The sequence below is a fragment of the Pseudomonas syringae pv. cilantro genome, from assembly GCF_001293775.1.
GTDB lineage: Bacteria > Pseudomonadota > Gammaproteobacteria > Pseudomonadales > Pseudomonadaceae > Aquipseudomonas > Aquipseudomonas syringae_P.
Genome location: NZ_LGLN01000033.1, coordinates 621,473 through 638,366, shown reverse-complemented (window position 1 = coordinate 638,366; position 16,894 = coordinate 621,473). Strand labels below are relative to the sequence as shown.

Sequence of the window (16,894 nt, the reverse complement as noted above, 5' to 3'; positions counted from 1 at the left end):
TGCGTCACACGGCGGTTCTGCGGTGTCAGTGATGTTTGGACCCTGTGATGCTCGTACCAGTGTGTTGGCACGAGAATCAGGGCTTTTGTCACGCGTAGTAGTCGATTTCGCTGCTGCCGATCACGCGTGCCGCTGGCTGGCTGACGGGGATGGCGGCGTCGACGCCTGCAATTTCATCGGAGCTGTCGCTGGAGCTCATGCCGTTGCCGCGGCCGCTGCGCTGGGCGCGGCTGGCTTGTTCCTGTGCTTGCTGCTGGGCCTGTTGCTGGGATTGATCGGATACATTGACGTCTACCTGACCGAGGCCTTGCTGGACGAAGGATTCGCGCAGTCTCGACATCTGGTTTTCCAGCGCATCGCGCACGCCCAGGTGGGCGCTCATGAAGGTCACTTGGGTCTGCTGATCCGGGGCCATATTGATACGGATATCCAGACGACCGAGTTCTGCAGGCTCCAGCTTTATATCGGCAGACCTGAGGTTCTGGCTCGACAGGTACATCACGCGGTCGACGATGCCTTCGGTCCAGCCGCTTTGATGCATGGCCAGTGGCTGATTCATCAGCGGCGCGGCAGCGGGTGTTGCCGCCACGCGGGCTGGTTGCGCCGCCTGGCTCAATGCGGCAAGGCGATCGGCGAAGTTGTCGACGCGGGTATCGCCGGCGGCGCCTTTGACATCCTTGAGGCCTTCTCCGATCAACCCGCTAAAGGACTTGTCGCTGCTTTCAGTACTGCTGTCATCCGCAGCAAGCTGCTCGCTGAGGGCCGACAGGTTATTGACTAAATTCTGCGCCGGGTCAGCTTCTGCGTTCGACGGCGTCGCTTTGCTGGCGGCCTGAGCATTCTGCGCAGCCAGTTGGGTTTTGGAGGTGGCATTTTCCAAGGCCAATTGCACTGCGTCCAGACCCGCCAGAGGGTCAGCGTCGGGATTGAAAGCCGCTTCGACGACCACAGGGGCGGCAGCGGGCATAACGGCAGTCGGCGCAAGCGTTGCAAGGGCAGGCGAAACCTTGGTTTCCGCACTCTGCGGTTTGACTGTCGGCGCAACAGGCGCCTGTACCGTCATCGCTTGCAGGGCAGGATCGAGTGCGGGATCAATTAGCGCTTGCGCATCTACCAGCGCCGGATCGGCAGACGCAGTGGCGTCCTCCTGCGCAGACTCCGCGCTGGCAGCATCTTCGCCACTCGCCGCGGGCTTGGCAGGCAAGCCATTGCCGCTATCGGCAACGGTCGCCTTGTCAGCGGCACTTGCCTGGTCGTCGACCGGCTTATCCTTGCCAGCGGCAACCTTGTCCTTGTCGGACGCAGTCTTGTCCCGGCCGGGTTTGACCGGCACGTCATCGCGTGGCGCAACGGTATCCCGGGCCTGCTTGGCGTAGACATTGGAAAAGCTGGAAGCCCCGTCCTTGCTGCTGTCGGCAGATTTGACCGAGTTATTCGCCACACCGGACCGTGAGGTCGCAGCAGTGGTGGCCTGAAGAAGGGCGTTAGTGGCAAGGGGCATTTCGGTCTCCGCATGAGCAGCTGGTTATCTCTGTACCAGCAAGATGCAGGCCAACTTCGGTTGTGCACCCCTCAGAACCTGAAATGACAGTTAACTGACAAAGAACTGCCGCTCTGCATTGAACAGCCCGCGGACGGTCAGGTATTCGCTGTCTATTTTGCCAACCAGCTCTGCAAGCCCGGACGGCTTTTGCTGGCGAGCCTGCTCTTCAAGCTCTCGGCACAGATCGGAAAGGCGCAATGCCCCCATGTTGCTGCTGCTGCCCTTGAAGCTGTGCGCATTGAGGCTCAGCTCCTGCAAATCCAGGTCGCAGGCAGCAACCGCCAGGCGCAGTTGCTGCAGGCGCTGCTCGGAATCCTTCAGAAACACGTCCAGCAATGTCGGATACTCATCCTCCATGACTTCCTGCAACGCGTTTAACACGCTGTAATCCAGATGAATCGACACTTGCTCGCTCCTTGATCAAGATTTGAGGGTCTGTTCGGGTTCAGGCGCGGGCCGCTTTGCCGGTCCGAGATGACACACAAGCAGCCACCGAGGCGGATTATGCCACTCCCTCCCATAAAAATTCCACGCAGGCGGTCCTGCCGTCCGAGGACCAACGAGCCTCATGGCTCAACTCAGACACCAGTCGCAGACCGCGTCCATAAAGATCGCCGCTGGCAGGTGTCTGCATTCTGGCCGCTTGCGCATTGAATCCGTTACCGCTGTCCTCGACACTCAAGGTCAGACGCCCCCCCTGCCCGATCGGCTCGATCTGCAGACTCATGCGGATGAAGCCCGCCTCCAGCGCGTTCAAACGTTCGGCGCGCTGCTGGTAATAAAGCGCAAAGCCCGGCGCATCATGCTTGAGCGCCGAGTCCAACCCTAACACACCATGTTCCAGGGCATTGCTGTACAGCTCGCCCAACACCATGTGCAACGCGGCCCCCTGATTACGCAGGCCGTGGACTTCGAGCAGCAGTTGCATAACATAAGGCAGCGGATTAAAGCGTTTGAGGGTCGATGTGCGAAACTCGAAGCTGGCCGACCAGTCCAGCGGGCTTGAAGCGCCGCTGTCCGAGTAGGTCAGGACCGGCACGCTTGCGGGCGGCTCATTCACCGCACTGATTTCCAGCAGACTGACGTCATCACGCGCCTTGCCGCCAAAATCGTTGAGTGCCTGAAGGATTTCCTGAATCAGCAGTTGAGGCTCGCGACTGGCTGACAGGACCTGACGCAGACGCTGTGCACCGAACAATTCATCGTCACTGTCGCTGGTGTCGAGCACGCCGTCGGACAGCAGAAAAATCCGGTCTCCGGGTGCCAGCGGATACACCTCGGTACGGGTATCGAAGGCGTCGACACTCAATACGCCCAGTGGCAGATGGCGCGAGGCCAGTGGCACGTGTTCGCCCTGCGTGCCGCGCAGCAGATAGCCGTCCGGCAAACCGCCGCTCCAGACTTCGACCTGATGCTGCTGAAGGTTGACGCACAACAACGTCGCGCAACAAAACATGTCGATCGGCAGAATGCGCTTGAGCTTGGCGTTCATCTCCCGAACGATTTCCACCAGCCCGTAGCCCTTGGCGGTCATTCCGTAAAACACTTCAGCCAGCGGCATGGCCCCCACGGCGGCCGGCAAACCATGCCCGGTGAAGTCCCCGAGCAGCACATGCATGTGCCCGGCCGGGGTGTAAGCCGCCAGCATCAGGTCGCCGTTGAACAGCGCATAGGGCGATTGCAGGTAACGGATGTTGCTTGCGCCGAGGCAGCCGGCATGCGCGACCTGGTCGAACACGGCCTTGGCCACACGCTGCTCGTTGAGCAAATAGTCATGGTGCCTGGAAATCTGGTCGCGCTGCTCGCGTACGGTCTCGTGCAACACGCGCAGGCGGTTCATCGCATTGATCTTCGCCGCCAGCACCAGCGGGTTATAAGGCTTGGACATGAAATCGTCGCCGCCGGCATCCAGACAACGCGCCAGCGCTTCGCCTTCGGTGAGCGAGGTCAGAAAGATGATCGGCACCAGCGACTCGCCGGTCATTGCCTTGATGTGCCGGGCCGCCTCAAAACCATCCATACCGGGCATCATTGCGTCCATCAGAATCAGCTGCGGGCGTTCGGACGTAAAGATTGCCACAGCTTCGACGCCATTCGCGGCGCTCAGCACCCGATGCCCCTGACGGGCGACAATGGTCGACAGCAGCAGGCGATCACTGGCGTTGTCATCGACAATCAGAATGCACAGCTTCTTCGCGGACGACTGCACCCGTCAGCTCAACTGAAACAGCTTCGAGAAATTGGAGATCGCCAGAATCGTGCGAACATCGGACGTGCAGTTGATCAGCCGTACCACGGCTTTATCGCCACCCGCATGATCGCGCAGCAGCAGCAACATGCCGAGCGCGGAGCTGTCCAGATAATGCGTACTGCGCAGGTCGACGACGTAATTCAGATCCTGCGGGTACTCCTCGTAGGCAGCGCGAAAGTCCTGGTGGGCATCAAAATCAAAGCGTCCCTCAATGAAAAGGGTCAGTTGTCGACCATCTGCCGAACGTTCGGAAGTGATTGTCATGGGAACTCCGAGGTGTTTCATCACCGAGACAGTGTGAGCGTAGACCAGACCGAGAGATCGCCAGGACCTCATTCAGTCAAAAGTCAGAATTGTTCATGCCGGGGCAAACGCTGCGATAACTCATCGAGCAGCTTCTGTTCCCGTTTGTCTTCAAGCTTGCGTGCTTCGTCCATGTAGCGTTGCACCAGCTTGCGTAAACCTTCGACCCGCGCGTAGCAATCCTGCCAGGCGGTGCGAGCCCTATCGAGATTGGTCTTGTGCCATTCGAGGCTTTTGTATTGCTGGGCAACCGCGACATCGAGCTGGCTGAGAAAACGCTGATAACCCAGCAGCCATTGTCCGGAAACCCCGGCACTGCCACGCTGCAGCCATTGTTGCTGATAGTCCTGGCGAAACTGGTCCAGCTCCTGCAACTTGTTGTTGGCCAGGTTGACCTGCCCCTGAAAATGCCCGAGTCGCTGGGCTGCCGTGCGCTCGGCAGCTTCAGCCATCTCGACCACAGGCGCCAGACGCGCCGCTCGACTCTGAGCCATGGCCTATCAGCCGCCAGGTGCCGGAGCGAAGATCGACGCCAACGCTTCGCCACTGCCCTGCATGCTTTCGTTTTCGCGCAACGCCTGACGCTGATAACGCACCAGCACGGGGTGCAACGCAATGGCCATGTCTGTTTCGCGGTCGCCACCGGCGACGTAGGCACCGACGCTGATCAGGTCGCGGGTCTGCTGATAACGCGACCACAGTTGCTTGAAATGTTGTGCCCGGGCCATGTGCTCGGGGCTGACCACGGCAGGCATGACCCGGCTGATGGAGGCTTCGATATCGATGGCCGGGTAATGCCCCTCTTCGGCCAGACGCCGGGACAGCACGATGTGGCCGTCGAGCACACCCCGCGCGGAGTCGGCAATCGGGTCCTGCTGGTCGTCACCTTCCGACAGCACGGTATAAAACGCGGTGATCGAACCACCGCCCTTTTCGGCATTGCCGGCGCGCTCGACCAGCTTGGGCAAGCGTGCGAACACCGACGGCGGATAGCCCTTGGTGGCAGGCGGCTCGCCGATGGCCAAGGCGATTTCCCGCTGGGCCTGGGCGAAACGGGTCAGGGAATCCATCAACAGCAGGACATTTTTGCCCTTATCGCGAAAGTATTCGGCAATTCGTGTGCAATACATCGCAGCGCGCAGACGCATAAGCGGCGCATCATCGGCTGGCGAGGCGACCACCACCGAGCGCTTGAGGCCTTCTTCGCCGAGGATGTGTTCGATGAACTCTTTCACCTCACGGCCCCGCTCACCAATCAGGCCAACGACGATGATGTCCGCCTCGGTAAAGCGCGTCATCATGCCCAGCAGCACACTCTTGCCCACGCCCGTACCGGCAAACAGACCAAGACGCTGGCCGCGACCGACCGTCAATAAACCATTGATGCAGCGAATACCGACATCCAGCGGCTGACTGATCGGGTCCCGTTTGAGCGGGTTGATGGTCGGGCCGTCCATGGGCACCCAGTCTTCAGCCTTGATTGGCGAACGACCATCCAGCGGGCGACCGGCGCCATCCAGTACGCGCCCCAGCATGCTCATGCCCATCGGCAGACGGCCAGTATCCGCCAGCGGCACTACCCGCGCGCCGGGCGCAATGCCGGCAACGCTGCCCACTGGCATCAGAAACACTTTGCCACCGGAAAACCCCATCACCTCGGCCTCGACTTCTACCGGGTGATGACTGTCATCGTTGATGACCATGCAACGACTGCCCATGGCCGCGCGCATGCCTTCCGCTTCGAGCGTCAGGCCGACCATGCGCAACAGGCGCCCCTCAACGACCGGCTGGGCTGGCAGACTGATCGATTCGGCGTACGAGCCGAGCCGCTTGCCAAAACTGGTGCGATCAAGGCGCATCGAGAGTGTCCGCTTCAGATTCCGCAGGAGGGGAAGCGCCGGCTGGCGAGGCCTCCAGATCGACACTCAAATCAGCCGCCGCAGGATGAGTGACCTGCTCGTGCAACTGATCGTGCATCTTCGAGATCGCCAGCGCGATGCGGGTTTCGACGCTGGCATCAATGCGGCTGTGCTCGGTTTCGATCCGGCAACCGCCCGGCAGCAGGTCTTCGTCTTCGACGATTTTCCACGCTTCCTCGTGTCGCTCGCGCATGGCTTTGACCAGCAGAAAGTCTTGGGGATTGATGAAAATTCGCAGGTTCTGCGCGCCCATCGGCAGCAGTTTCAGTGCATCGCGCAGCACACTGGCGATCTGCCCGGAATCGGTGACCAGTTCGCGCTGAATCACCTTGCGGGCGATGTGCTCGACCAGATGAATAACGGCCTTTTCGATCTGTGTGTCCTGCTCGGCAATCGGCTCCAGCAGATGCCCCATCAGTTGTTCGAGACTGGCGATTTTCGCCGCAAGTGCAACTTCAGCCTCTTGGCGAACTTTGAGCTGGGTGCTGTGAAAGCCTTCTTTTTCGCCGGTCGCGAAGCCTTCGTTCCAGGCCTCCTGACGAATGCTTTCCAACTCTTCCAGGGTCAGCGGCTGAACTTCGTCCAGCGGCACCTCTTCCATCTCGACCGGCTCATCGACAGGGTCGGGCTCGGGTTCAGGCTCGGGCTCCACATGCGGGTCGAAGCTGGGCAACGCCCAGATATCGAGCGCCCCGGCGTCCTTGGCGCGAATGAGGTCGCTGGCCAGTTCTTTATTGGAGGTGGACATGAGTCAGCTGAATCCTTAGATCATTTCCTCGCCACCTTTGCCACCGAGTACGATCTCGCCGGCCTCGGCCATACGACGCGCAATGGTGAGGATTTCTTTCTGGGCGGTTTCCACATCGCTGACACGCACCGGACCTTTGGCTTCAAGGTCGTCGCGCAGCAGTTCGGCGGCACGCTTGGACATGTTCTTGAAGATTTTTTCCTTGATCGCCTCGTCCGAGCCTTTGAGCGCCAGCACCAGCACGTCCGAAGACACTTCGCGCAACAGCGCCTGGATGCCGCGGTCGTCCACATCGGAAAGGTTGTTGAAGACAAACATGAGGTCTTCGATCTGCACCGAAAGGTCTTCGTCGACCTCGCGGATCGAATCCATTAGCGCGCCTTCCATGGAGCTGTCGAGGAAGTTCATGATGTCAGCCGCACGCTTGATACCACCCAGGGTAGTACGCGACGTGTTGGCGTTACCGGAGAACTGCTTCTCGAGAATCTGGTTGAGTTCTTTCAGCGCCGCAGGCTGCACGGTGTTGAGCGACGATACACGCAGAATGATGTCCAGCCGAACCTTGTGATCGAAATGCCCGAGCACTTCGCCAGCCTGGTCAGCATCCAGGTATGCCACCACAATAGCCTGAATCTGCGGGTGCTCGAAACGGATCACGTCGGCAACTGCCCGTGGCTCCATCCATTTGAGGCTGTCCAGGCCGCTGGTATTGCCACCCAGCAGAATACGGTCGATCAGACCGTTGGCCTTGTCCTCGCCCAGTGCCTGAGTCAGCATTTTGCGGATATAACCATCGGAACCGACGCCAAGGCTGGTCTGATCGCCGACGATGTCGACAAACTCGCTCATGACCTCTTCGACCTGCTCACGATGCACGTTGCGCATCTGAGCCATGGCCACGCCTACCTTCTGGACTTCCTTGGGCCCCATGTGCCGGAGCACCTGAGCCGCATCGGTTTCGCCCAGCGAAAGTAACAGTACAGCCGCTTTTTCAACTTTCGAGAGTTTGGCTACCATGGCTCGTTCATTCATCAGTGTTGATCCACTCTTTCACAACCTGAGCCACACGGCCAGGGTCCTCAGCTACCAGGCTCTTGATCGCATTCAGCTGTGCGTCATAGCCTTCGGTCGGGCTTGGCAGCAAGATGCTCTGCGGACCGCCCAGACTTACCCGATCGTTGGACAACTCACCGTCCAGACCGCCCATGCCACCGAGCTCGGCGTCGCCACCACCGAAAGCGGCCAGTTGCTGCTTGCTCTTGCCGTTGGTGATGTTGTTCAGCACCGGACGCAGCACACCGAACACCAGGATCAGGATGAAGATCACCCCGACAGCCTGTTTGACGATGTCCCAGAACCAGGGTTGCGAGTAAAAAGACGCCTCAGGCAACACTTCGGCACGTTCGCTGGAGAACGGCACGTTGATCACACTGACGCTATCACCACGGCTGGCATCGAAGCCGACCGCATCCTGTACCAGGCGCGTAAAGCGAGCCAGATCCGCAGCGCTCCACGGCGCACGACTGATCTCGCCGTTGGCGGCATTGGTCTTGACCATGTCATCGACCACCACAGCGACTGACAGACGGGTCAGACGACCCTGTTGCTGCTTGGTGTGGCTGATCGAGCGGTCCAGTTCGAAGTTCTTGGTCGACTGCACGCGCTTGTCGGCCGGAAACGGTGCCAACGCGGGCTGACCGGTAGCCGGGTCCATGATCTGTTGACCGTTGGCATCGAGTAATGGCTGACCGGCTGCGATCGGACCGGCAGCACCGGCAGCGCCACCGCCAGCAGTCTGCGGAGCGGTCGCCGGACCTGGCGGCTGATTGCTAAGTGCCCCCGGAACGCCGCCCGAGCTCGAGCTGCTGGAGCGCTGTTCATTGACCGACTGCTCGCTGCGCAACGCAGGTTGATCAGGGTTGAAGCTTTCGGCGGTCGATTCGACGGCGCTGAAATCGACCACTGCCGAAACTTCGGCTTTATAGCGATCAGTGCCCAGAATCGGCTGCAGAATGTTCTGCACGCGCTGGGTCAGCATGCCTTCCATGCGCCGGCTGTAATCGAATTGCTTGCCCGCCATGGTCAGCTCGGAGTTTTCCGCCTGATCGGACAGCAGCGTGCCTTTCTGGTCCACGACCGTGATCTGCGACTTGCTCAGTTCGGGAACGCTGGTGGCCACCAGGTTGATGATGGCCAGCACCTGACTGGGCTCCAGCGAGCGACCGGCGTACAGCTCGACCAGCACCGAGGCGCTTGGCTTGCGGTCATCACGTACAAACACCGAGCTTTTCGGAATCGCCAGGTGCACACGCGCACCCTTGACGTTGTTCAGGGCCGAGATGGTACGGGCCAGTTCGCCTTCCAGACCGCGACGATAACGCGTGGCTTCCATGAACTGGCTGGTCCCCAGACCCTGATCCTTGTCGAGGATTTCAAAGCCGATATTGGCGTCGTTCTGTACCACGCCCGCCTGAGCCAGCTGAATGCGCGCACGCTGCACGTCATCGGATTTGACCAGCAGCGCACCGGAATTGGGTTCGACGGTGTAGACGATGTTCGCCGCCGTCAGGGTGTCCATGATCTGCTTGCTGTCCAGACCCGCCAGACTGCCATAAAGCGGACGATAGTCAGGCTGCTGGGACCAGAGCACCACGGCAAAGCCGATGGCCACGCTTGCCGCCAGACCGACCATGAGGCCGACCTGACGCAGCATGGTCATTTCAGAAAGATTTTCCAGAAAAGACAAACCGAACAACGGTTTCTTATCGGAAGCGCCTGCTCGTGCAGGAACAGGATCGGCTGTTGCTTCGGCCATGACTCAGTACGTCCCTTAAACCGGCATCTGCATGATGTCTTGATACGCCTGAACCAGTTTGTTACGAACCTGGGTCAACGCCTGAAAAGACACACTGGCTTTCTGCGACGAAATCATGACGTCGGTCAGATCAATCCCACTCTTGCCCACTTCGAATGCACTGGCCAGCTGACTGGATGCCTGCTGGGTCTGCGCGACCTTGTTGACGGCCTGACCAAGCATGTCGGCAAAGCTGCTGGCTCCGGCTTCCTGCGGACCGGACACGGGCTTGGGAGCAGACATTGCATCCATCTGCATGGCCCGCATATCCAACATCAAGCGATTAAATTCAACACCTTGGCTCATGGACGTTTCTCTCGTAAGGCCCGCAAATTTTTGACACTCATTCAGCGGATACAGAAGACATAGCAACAACGGTGCCAGCTAGATGGCGGCGATTAGCCACACCCATTATGGATGCCATGTCGCCCGCCATGAAACGGCTCTGGACCGGGCCTGCGGTCCAGTCCGTTTATATTTTCGGGGTTTAGCGGTCAGGCAGAATTCTCAGGTTCGCAGACGCTTGTCCGCACGTCGTATCGGGGGTCAGGTGGCGAACAGATAGCCTTCCACATCCATCCCGGCGTCGCGCATCTGGGCCAGTTTGTAGCGCAATGTACGCGGGCTGATACCCAATCGTTCGGCAGCCTCTTTGCGCCGCCCGCGCTCGGCGCGCAACGTGTCGATGATCATCTGAAACTCCCGTCGCCTCAGATCATCGCCGAGTGCGCCGACGGACTCTGCACCGCCCGAATGATCCGCTACCGATATGACAGGCAGTGCTGGCACAGCCGTTATCGTTGCCGCAGGCGCCACAATGGCGACCGCCCCGGCAAGGCAAAAATCCTGCGCCTGAATCACGCCGCCCTGCTGCAGGATCAAAGCGCGCTGCACGGCGTTGTCGAGCTCGCGCACATTGCCAGGCCAGGCGTAGTCGATCAGGCACCGCTGCGCCTCGGCAGATAAACGCACCGGCGCGTGCTTCATTTTATTGACGTGCTTGGCCAGCAAGCGCTCGGTTAGCGGCAGAATATCGGCAGTCCTTTGACGCAAGGCCTGCCACGCCAGCGGAAACACCGACAGGCGATAAAACAGATCCTCACGAAAGCGCCCCGCTGCCACTTCGCCCGCCAGATCGCGGTTGGTGGTGGCCACGACACGTATGTCCAGAGTGATCGGCTTGCGCGCGCCGACACGCTCGACCTCGCGTTCCTGCAGCACGCGCAGCAGTTTGGCCTGAAGCGCCATGGGCATTTCGGAGATTTCGTCGAGCAGAATCGTGCCGCCTTCAGCCTGCTCGAACTTGCCCGCCTGCGCCGCGATGGCGCCGGTAAACGAACCCTTCTCATGCCCGAACAAGGTGGCTTCGAGCATGTTGTCCGGGATCGCCGCGCAATTGATCGCGATAAACGGTTTATCGGCACGCGGTGAGTTCTGGTGAATGAATCGCGCCAGCACTTCCTTGCCGGTCCCGGACTCGCCGGAGATCAGCACCGTGGAATCACTTTTTGCCACACGGCTGGCGAGGTTCAGCAACTGAATGCTGGCGGGCTCGACCGCAATCGGCCCCTCGCTGTCCGCAGGCCCGAGGCGACCCAGCGCATGCCGGGCGACCAGTGCGATCAGCGCCTTGGGCTCGAAGGGTTTGACCAGATAATCCGCCGCGCCCTGACGCATCGCGTCCACCGCTCGCTCGACAGCACCGTGCGCGGTCATCAGCAACACCGGTAACTGCGGGTGCCGACTGCGCAGCAGGCTCAACAACTGATGACCGTCCATGCCAGGCATGTTGACGTCACTGATCACCAGACTGAAAGGCTGCGCATCGGCAGCGACCAGCGCTTCTTCGGCAGAACCGACCGCCTGATAGCCGTAGCCTGCCAGCTCAAGGGTTTCCCCCAGCGCTTCGCGCAGCGAACGGTCGTCTTCGACCAGCAACACCTTGATCGACATCATTCGTTACCCACGGGGCTGGCTGCCGGAATCAACGGCAAGCTGACAATCGCACAGGTGCCGCGGCCGACCTGCGACAGATAATGCACGCCGCCCTGATGCGCTCGCGACACGGCAGTGACAACCGCCAGACCCAGCCCGGTACCAGTGGTCTTGGTGGTAAAAAAGGGTTCACCGATACGCGCCAGTGCGGCCTTGTCCATACCGCTGCCGTTATCGCTGAAGGCTATGCGCAGCGTATTGCCACGGCTGTAGGCATGAACTTTCAACAGGGTTCGACCGGCGCTGGCCTGGACCGCGTTTTCAATCAGGTTGAGCAATGCGCCGATCAGCGTGTCGCGGTTGCACAGCAGTTCGCCATCAATGCTGTCGCACTGCCAGCGCACGGCTACACCTTGCAGATGGGTAGCGGCCGCGTTCTGCAATGCCTGGAACAGCACGCCCGGTGCCAGGCGATCGGTCAGCGGCAGCTCGCCACGCGCGAACACCAGCATGTCGCGCACCTGGTGCTCAAGCTCGTGCAAACGATCCTTGAGCCTTCCGGCAAAGCGCTGCTGGGTTTCCACAGGCAATTCCTGCTCGGCCAAATGGCTGGCATAGATCATGGCTGCCGACAGCGGTGTGCGAATCTGATGCGCCAGAGAAGCGACCATTCGCCCCAGCGACGACAGGCGCTCGTGACGGGCCAGTTGTTCTTGCAGACGGCGGGTTTCAGTCAGGTCATTGAGCAGAACCAGTTGCCCCGGCTCGGCGTCCAGCGAACGGGTGGCAATGGAAAGCCTGCGCCCGTCCTTCAGTGAGACTTCGTGCCCGTCGTCTTCACGCGGCGCGAAGCAGCGGTTGATGACGTGGCGCCAAAGCATGCCCAGCAACGGCTGCCCCAGCAGGTCGACAGCCGCCGGATTGGCTTCACGGACCACACCCATGCCGTCGATGACGATCACGCCGCCCGGCAACAGATCGAGCAGATTCTGCAAACGATTGGCCAGACGCTCTTTTTCCGCCAGTTCCTGCAAGCGCTGAGCGCCGGCATAGGCCAGCTCACCCTTGAGCTCGGTGACCCGCGCCTCCAGCACTCCGTAGGAGTCCGTGAGTTGCGCCGACATCTGATTGAATAGCGAGAACGCCTGTTCAAGCCCCTGACGACTTTCCAGCTCCGGGGAATACGGAGCCTGAACAGCGGGGGCGGAAGTCAGTTGCGCGGCCTGGGACATAGTTCTGCTCTCTTGTGGCGGACCGTCAGTAAACGGTGTGTCACAGGAGACTTAGCAATCCTCGTGCCGAAAAAAAACCCCTGAAAATTCAGAGGCTTGATTTTTGGCACTGAAAACCGGCGTCAATCCTCCGCCTGTTCGTCACCCTCACGACGGCTCATGCCGTACTTGCGCATCTTCTCCACCAGCGTGGTGCGACGAATCCGCAGACGTTCAGCGGCGCGGGCGACAATGCCGTTGGCATCATCCAGCGCCTGCTGAATCAGGCCCTGCTCCAGACCACCGAGGTAGTCCTTGAGGTCAAGCCCTTCAGGCGGCAGCAAGGCACCGGACGCGAAGTTCGGTGTGTGGTTGTTGATGGCCACACGTTCTTCGATGTCGCTGCGCAGGCTGTCAACCATCTGTTCGTCTTCATCATCGACGTAGCGAAACTTCTTTGGCAACTCCGCCACACCGATCACGCCATACGGGTGCATGATCGCCATGCGCTCGACCAGGTTGGCCAGCTCACGAACGTTACCCGGCCATGCATGTCTGCAAAGCGACATGATCGCGGCCGAATTGAAACGGATCGAACCGCGCTTTTCGTGTTCCATGCGTGAGATCAGTTCGTTCATAAGCAACGGGATGTCTTCGACACGCTCACGCAACGGAGCCATTTCAATCGGGAATACGTTGAGACGGTAATAAAGGTCTTCGCGAAAGCTGCCGATCTCGATCATGTTTTCGAGATTCTTGTGCGTCGCGGCAATAATTCGCACGTCAATACTTTGGGTTTTGTTGCTGCCCACGCGTTCAAACGAGCGTTCCTGCAGCACGCGCAACAGTTTGACCTGCATCGGCAACGGCATATCGCCGATTTCATCAAGAAACAGCGTACCGCCGTTGGCCAGCTCGAAACGTCCGGCACGGCTGGTAATTGCGCCGGTGAAGGCGCCTTTTTCATGGCCGAACAATTCGCTTTCAAGCAACTCGGCCGGGATCGCACCGCAGTTCACTGGCACGAACGGCGCATCGCGACGCTTGGAATGGTAGTGCAGGTTGCGGGCAACCACTTCCTTGCCGGTCCCCGACTCGCCAAGAATCAGCACGCTGGCGTCGGTGTCGGCAACCTGCTGCATCATTTGCCGCACATGCTGAATCGCGCGGCTGGTACCTACCAGGCTGCGGAACAGATTCGGCTCACGGTGACGACCACGCTCGCGGGCCTGATCGTACATTTCACGATAGACCTGTGCGCGGTGCAGGGAGTCGAGCAATTTGCTGTAGCTTGGCGGCATTTCCAGTACGGAAAGCACACGCCGACGCAGATCCTCCGGCAGCTCGACCGCAGCATTTTCGCTCATCATCAACACAGGAAGGAACTCATCCCATGCTGCGATGGTCTTAAGCAACCCTTGCAGGGTGCCCGGTGCGCTGACGCTACCGACCAGTACGCACAGCACTTCCCGCGTGGAGGTCAGAGAGCCGACCACCTGCTGCCAGTCCTGGCTTGAGCAGGATAGGTTTTCTTCGCCAAGAAAATTCAGGATGACCGCCAGATCCCGGCGGCGCTGGCTATCGTCATCGATTAGCAGAATCTTGATTTCACGCCACATGCAATAGCAACTTCCCTAGTCAACTCAATGCCCACCAATTGGGACAACTTGGCAATCTCAGCAGATATAAACCTTGAGACGCCAGAAAATAGTAAACATCACTAGTTAAGTCAAAAAAACGGACACAGTCAAATTTATGGCGAAAATCTCGTCCAGCAATAAAAATGACAATTAAACATTAACCGAAGAGATGGTATACCTTCGTCGCATTTTTGGCATTGTGGATTTTCGACATTTCATCGACAACGGCTTGACGCTCGCCGGTTGCAACATCGATTAATTGTCTGTACACGCCTAACAACTCTTCAAGGTTGCTGCGCAGTGCCGGTTCATCGGCAGGGGGCTCGCCTACGGCAGCATCGACACACTCACGACAGGCCTGATCAAGCTTGCCGATCGCCTCCCAGTCGCGCTCGGCCAATGCACCTACCAAGGCTTCACGGGTTTCTTCGATACGCTTGAGCGCAGCACTCATTTTTATTCTCCTCGAAAGCAGCAGGTTATTGCAGGGTACCGATCGCGTCCCAGCCTTCCTTGACGGTGATCAGCAGGCCAGCCACTTCGTCGAGAATCTTCTGATCGTTGCGGGCATTGGCCTCTGCCAGGCGCGTCATCATGTAGCGATAGAGGCTGTCCTGTCTGACCAGACCTTCACTCGGCGCGCCCTCAAGGTCCAGCCCCTCACGCAGCCCACCGACGATGCCGATGGCCTTGCTGAGGAACACACCCTTGTTGGCAAAATCTCCTCGTGCCATTGCGCCTTTGGCCTGAGCGATGCGGTCAAGACCGCCCTCCATCAGCATCTGCACCAAACGATGAGGGCTGGCTTCCGAGGTCTGAGCCTGGGCGCCGATTTTTTGATACTGCCGCAACGCTAACATCGGATTCATAATGACCTCGAGACGCACTCAGAATGTTTGATACTCAGGCTATCGACGTACAGCGCCGAAACTTTAGCCCAAAAGCAAGAACCCGACGCAGGGTCGGGTTCTTGGCACTTCGGTAAAAAGAGCTTACGAAGCGTTTTTCTGAGCGTTCATCGCCTCGAAGATCGACGTGATGTTGCTGCTCGATGCCCTGAGCTGCCCGACCAGCAGGTCCATCTTGTTGTACTTCGCCTTCAACACCTCAGTCAACGAGCTTATACGCAGGTCCAGCGCTTCCTGATCCTTGGCCAGCCTGTTATTCACCTTATTCAGACTGGTCGTCTTGGTGGCCAGAATGCCGTCGGCCTTGGTATAGGGTTCAAGCGCTTTAGTCATGCGCGCGACCAAACCGCCATCCACAAGCGTACCGTCAGCTTTTTTGGCACCGGTGCCGTTAAACAGAGCCTGGATCTGCCCACCAAGTTTTTTGTCAACCAGCGCCGTGGTTAACTGGGCCGTATCCAGTGAGAGCTTACCGTCACCCTGTTGAGTCTTGATCCCCAACTGAGCGAGAGAGCCAAGTCCGGAAGTCGATGTGGCGGTAGCAATCTGGTCACGCACCGCTGCCAGCAAACCACGTGGCGTCGCATCACCGGTCAGGGCCGCAGGGGTAAAGACACCGCTGGCAGAGACAGAGCCCTTGGTCAAAGAACCGACCAGCGTGACCAGGGTATTGTAGGAGTCGACGAAAGACTGCAGCGACGTTTTCAAGCCTTCGGTATTGGTGGCCACCGTGATAGTGGTGGTTGGCGCAGCAGCTGTACTGGGCGCAATCAGATCGAAGGAAAGACCGGAAATAGCGGTGCTTACTGTATTCGTCTTGCTGGTCAGGCTAAGACCATCAATAGAGAACACTGCATCCTTTGCCAGATCGATAATCGCTCCCGCGCCAGGAATCGGCTTACCGCTTGCATCGGTACGGGTGCTGGTGTCGCTCATCAACTTGGTGCCGTCAATATTCAACGCTTCCTGACCAGCCCCACCTTTGACAGAGATATCACTGCCCGCCCCTGTGGTGGTCGAACTGAACACTAACCTTGAGCCGTTGTTGTCATTGATGATGTTGGCAGTAATACCCTTGCCCTGCAGCGACGAGTTTATCTGGTCACGCACCTCCTGCAAGGTTGAAGCCTTACCAATCTCAACCTTCTGGGTAGTGCCATTCTGAGTGATTTCCAGAGTACCACTCGGAATGGCACTGGCTTGCGCCGAAGTAAGCGCAGCTGTGGACACCTTCGAAGCAGAGGCCAGGTTAGTGACGTTAATGGCATAGGTGCCATTGACGGCCGTGTTACCCGCCGTTGCCTTGACCATTGCATCGTTGGATGACGTAGCGGCAAAGCCCTGAAACGCAGGCGTGCTGCTGCTGAGCGTATCCAGAGTCTTCTGGAACGCAGCCAGTGCGGACGTCAGCTGGCTAACGCCTGAAAGCGACGCTTTGGTGGCGGATGTCTGCTGATCGATCTGGGTCTGTTTTGGTGCTTTTTCAGCCGCCACCAGCCCTTCGACAATTGCAGTGATTTGCAGACCTGACCCCAGGCCTGTGGTAGGTACAATCGGACTTGCCATGGTGCTTCTCCCTTCA

At 59.2% G+C, this 16,894-nt stretch carries 16 protein-coding genes; all 16 read right to left on the bottom strand.

What is annotated here, in order from left to right:
* Positions 1-88: 88 nt before the first annotated feature.
* Positions 89-1,501: a flagellar hook-length control protein FliK gene (locus ABJ99_RS09885; protein ID WP_054085658.1), complete on the bottom strand. Its 1,413-nt coding sequence runs from the start codon at positions 1,499-1,501 to the stop codon at positions 89-91.
* Positions 1,502-1,591: 90 nt separating this feature from the next.
* Positions 1,592-1,948 carry an Hpt domain-containing protein gene (locus tag ABJ99_RS09880; RefSeq protein ID WP_054085657.1) on the bottom strand — a complete coding sequence of 119 codons (357 nt, stop codon included), beginning with the start codon at positions 1,946-1,948 and terminating at the stop codon, positions 1,592-1,594.
* Positions 1,949-2,045: 97 nt separating this feature from the next.
* Entirely contained in the window at positions 2,046-3,752 is a 1,707-nt protein-coding gene (locus tag ABJ99_RS09875; RefSeq protein WP_054085656.1) for a fused response regulator/phosphatase, read from the bottom strand.
* A gap of 3 nt (positions 3,753-3,755) precedes the next feature.
* On the bottom strand, positions 3,756-4,058 hold the full coding sequence (locus tag ABJ99_RS09870; RefSeq protein WP_007252093.1) for an STAS domain-containing protein: 303 nt from the start codon (positions 4,056-4,058) through the stop codon (positions 3,756-3,758).
* 83 nt (positions 4,059-4,141) lie between these two features.
* Positions 4,142-4,591, bottom strand: coding sequence for a flagellar export protein FliJ (gene fliJ, locus ABJ99_RS09865; RefSeq protein ID WP_054085655.1), 450 nt, complete (start codon positions 4,589-4,591; stop codon positions 4,142-4,144).
* A 6-nt stretch (positions 4,592-4,597) separates the two neighbouring features.
* Entirely contained in the window at positions 4,598-5,956 is a 1,359-nt protein-coding gene (gene fliI / locus ABJ99_RS09860; protein WP_007252091.1) for a flagellar protein export ATPase FliI, read from the bottom strand.
* Positions 5,946-6,764, bottom strand: a complete 819-nt coding sequence (gene fliH / locus ABJ99_RS09855; RefSeq protein WP_054085654.1) for a flagellar assembly protein FliH — start codon at positions 6,762-6,764, stop codon at positions 5,946-5,948. Before fliH ends, fliI begins: the two co-directional genes overlap by 11 nt.
* Before the next feature lie 15 nt (positions 6,765-6,779).
* Entirely contained in the window at positions 6,780-7,796 is a 1,017-nt protein-coding gene (gene fliG, locus ABJ99_RS09850) for a flagellar motor switch protein FliG (protein WP_054085653.1), read from the bottom strand.
* Positions 7,789-9,579, bottom strand: coding sequence for a flagellar basal-body MS-ring/collar protein FliF (fliF, locus tag ABJ99_RS09845; protein ID WP_054085652.1), 1,791 nt, complete (start codon positions 9,577-9,579; stop codon positions 7,789-7,791). Before fliF ends, fliG begins: the two co-directional genes overlap by 8 nt.
* 15 nt (positions 9,580-9,594) lie before the next feature.
* Entirely contained in the window at positions 9,595-9,924 is a 330-nt protein-coding gene (gene fliE, locus ABJ99_RS09840) for a flagellar hook-basal body complex protein FliE (protein ID WP_007252088.1), read from the bottom strand.
* A 240-nt stretch (positions 9,925-10,164) separates the two neighbouring features.
* The gene (locus ABJ99_RS09835; RefSeq protein WP_054085651.1) at positions 10,165-11,571 is read right to left on the bottom strand and encodes a sigma-54-dependent transcriptional regulator; all 1,407 of its coding nucleotides are present in this window, start codon (positions 11,569-11,571) and stop codon (positions 10,165-10,167) included.
* Positions 11,571-12,785, bottom strand: a complete 1,215-nt coding sequence (locus ABJ99_RS09830; protein ID WP_054085650.1) for a sensor histidine kinase — start codon at positions 12,783-12,785, stop codon at positions 11,571-11,573. Before ABJ99_RS09830 ends, ABJ99_RS09835 begins: the two co-directional genes overlap by 1 nt.
* A 122-nt stretch (positions 12,786-12,907) precedes the next feature.
* Positions 12,908-14,383, bottom strand: coding sequence for a transcriptional regulator FleQ (gene fleQ / locus ABJ99_RS09825; RefSeq protein WP_007252085.1), 1,476 nt, complete (start codon positions 14,381-14,383; stop codon positions 12,908-12,910).
* 178 nt (positions 14,384-14,561) lie between these two features.
* Positions 14,562-14,858, bottom strand: coding sequence for a flagellar protein FliT (gene fliT, locus ABJ99_RS09820; RefSeq protein WP_007252084.1), 297 nt, complete (start codon positions 14,856-14,858; stop codon positions 14,562-14,564).
* A gap of 25 nt (positions 14,859-14,883) precedes the next feature.
* Positions 14,884-15,273, bottom strand: coding sequence for a flagellar export chaperone FliS (gene fliS / locus ABJ99_RS09815; protein ID WP_054085649.1), 390 nt, complete (start codon positions 15,271-15,273; stop codon positions 14,884-14,886).
* 123 nt (positions 15,274-15,396) lie between these two features.
* Positions 15,397-16,878 (bottom strand): flagellar filament capping protein FliD, encoded by a 1,482-nt coding sequence (gene fliD, locus ABJ99_RS09810; protein WP_054085648.1) that lies wholly within the window; start codon positions 16,876-16,878, stop codon positions 15,397-15,399.
* Positions 16,879-16,894: the final 16 nt, after the last annotated feature.

What these genes read in the sequence shown, in the direction of transcription:
- ABJ99_RS09885 (WP_054085658.1), bottom strand. Translation starts at nt 1,501, where the DNA reads ATGCCCCTTGCCACTAACGCCCTTCTTCAGGCCACCACTGCTGCGACC.
- ABJ99_RS09870 (WP_007252093.1), bottom strand. Translation starts at nt 4,058, where the DNA reads ATGACAATCACTTCCGAACGTTCGGCAGATGGTCGACAACTGACCCTT.
- fliJ (WP_054085655.1), bottom strand. Translation starts at nt 4,591, where the DNA reads ATGGCTCAGAGTCGAGCGGCGCGTCTGGCGCCTGTGGTCGAGATGGCT.
- fliI (WP_007252091.1), bottom strand. Translation starts at nt 5,956, where the DNA reads ATGCGCCTTGATCGCACCAGTTTTGGCAAGCGGCTCGGCTCGTACGCC.
- fliH (WP_054085654.1), bottom strand. Translation starts at nt 6,764, where the DNA reads ATGTCCACCTCCAATAAAGAACTGGCCAGCGACCTCATTCGCGCCAAG.
- fliG (WP_054085653.1), bottom strand. Translation starts at nt 7,796, where the DNA reads ATGAATGAACGAGCCATGGTAGCCAAACTCTCGAAAGTTGAAAAAGCG.
- fliF (WP_054085652.1), bottom strand. Translation starts at nt 9,579, where the DNA reads ATGGCCGAAGCAACAGCCGATCCTGTTCCTGCACGAGCAGGCGCTTCC.
- fliE (WP_007252088.1), bottom strand. Translation starts at nt 9,924, where the DNA reads ATGAGCCAAGGTGTTGAATTTAATCGCTTGATGTTGGATATGCGGGCC.
- ABJ99_RS09835 (WP_054085651.1), bottom strand. Translation starts at nt 11,571, where the DNA reads ATGTCGATCAAGGTGTTGCTGGTCGAAGACGACCGTTCGCTGCGCGAA.
- ABJ99_RS09830 (WP_054085650.1), bottom strand. Translation starts at nt 12,785, where the DNA reads ATGTCCCAGGCCGCGCAACTGACTTCCGCCCCCGCTGTTCAGGCTCCG.
- fleQ (WP_007252085.1), bottom strand. Translation starts at nt 14,383, where the DNA reads ATGTGGCGTGAAATCAAGATTCTGCTAATCGATGACGATAGCCAGCGC.
- fliT (WP_007252084.1), bottom strand. Translation starts at nt 14,858, where the DNA reads ATGAGTGCTGCGCTCAAGCGTATCGAAGAAACCCGTGAAGCCTTGGTA.
- fliS (WP_054085649.1), bottom strand. Translation starts at nt 15,273, where the DNA reads ATGAATCCGATGTTAGCGTTGCGGCAGTATCAAAAAATCGGCGCCCAG.
- fliD (WP_054085648.1), bottom strand. Translation starts at nt 16,878, where the DNA reads ATGGCAAGTCCGATTGTACCTACCACAGGCCTGGGGTCAGGTCTGCAA.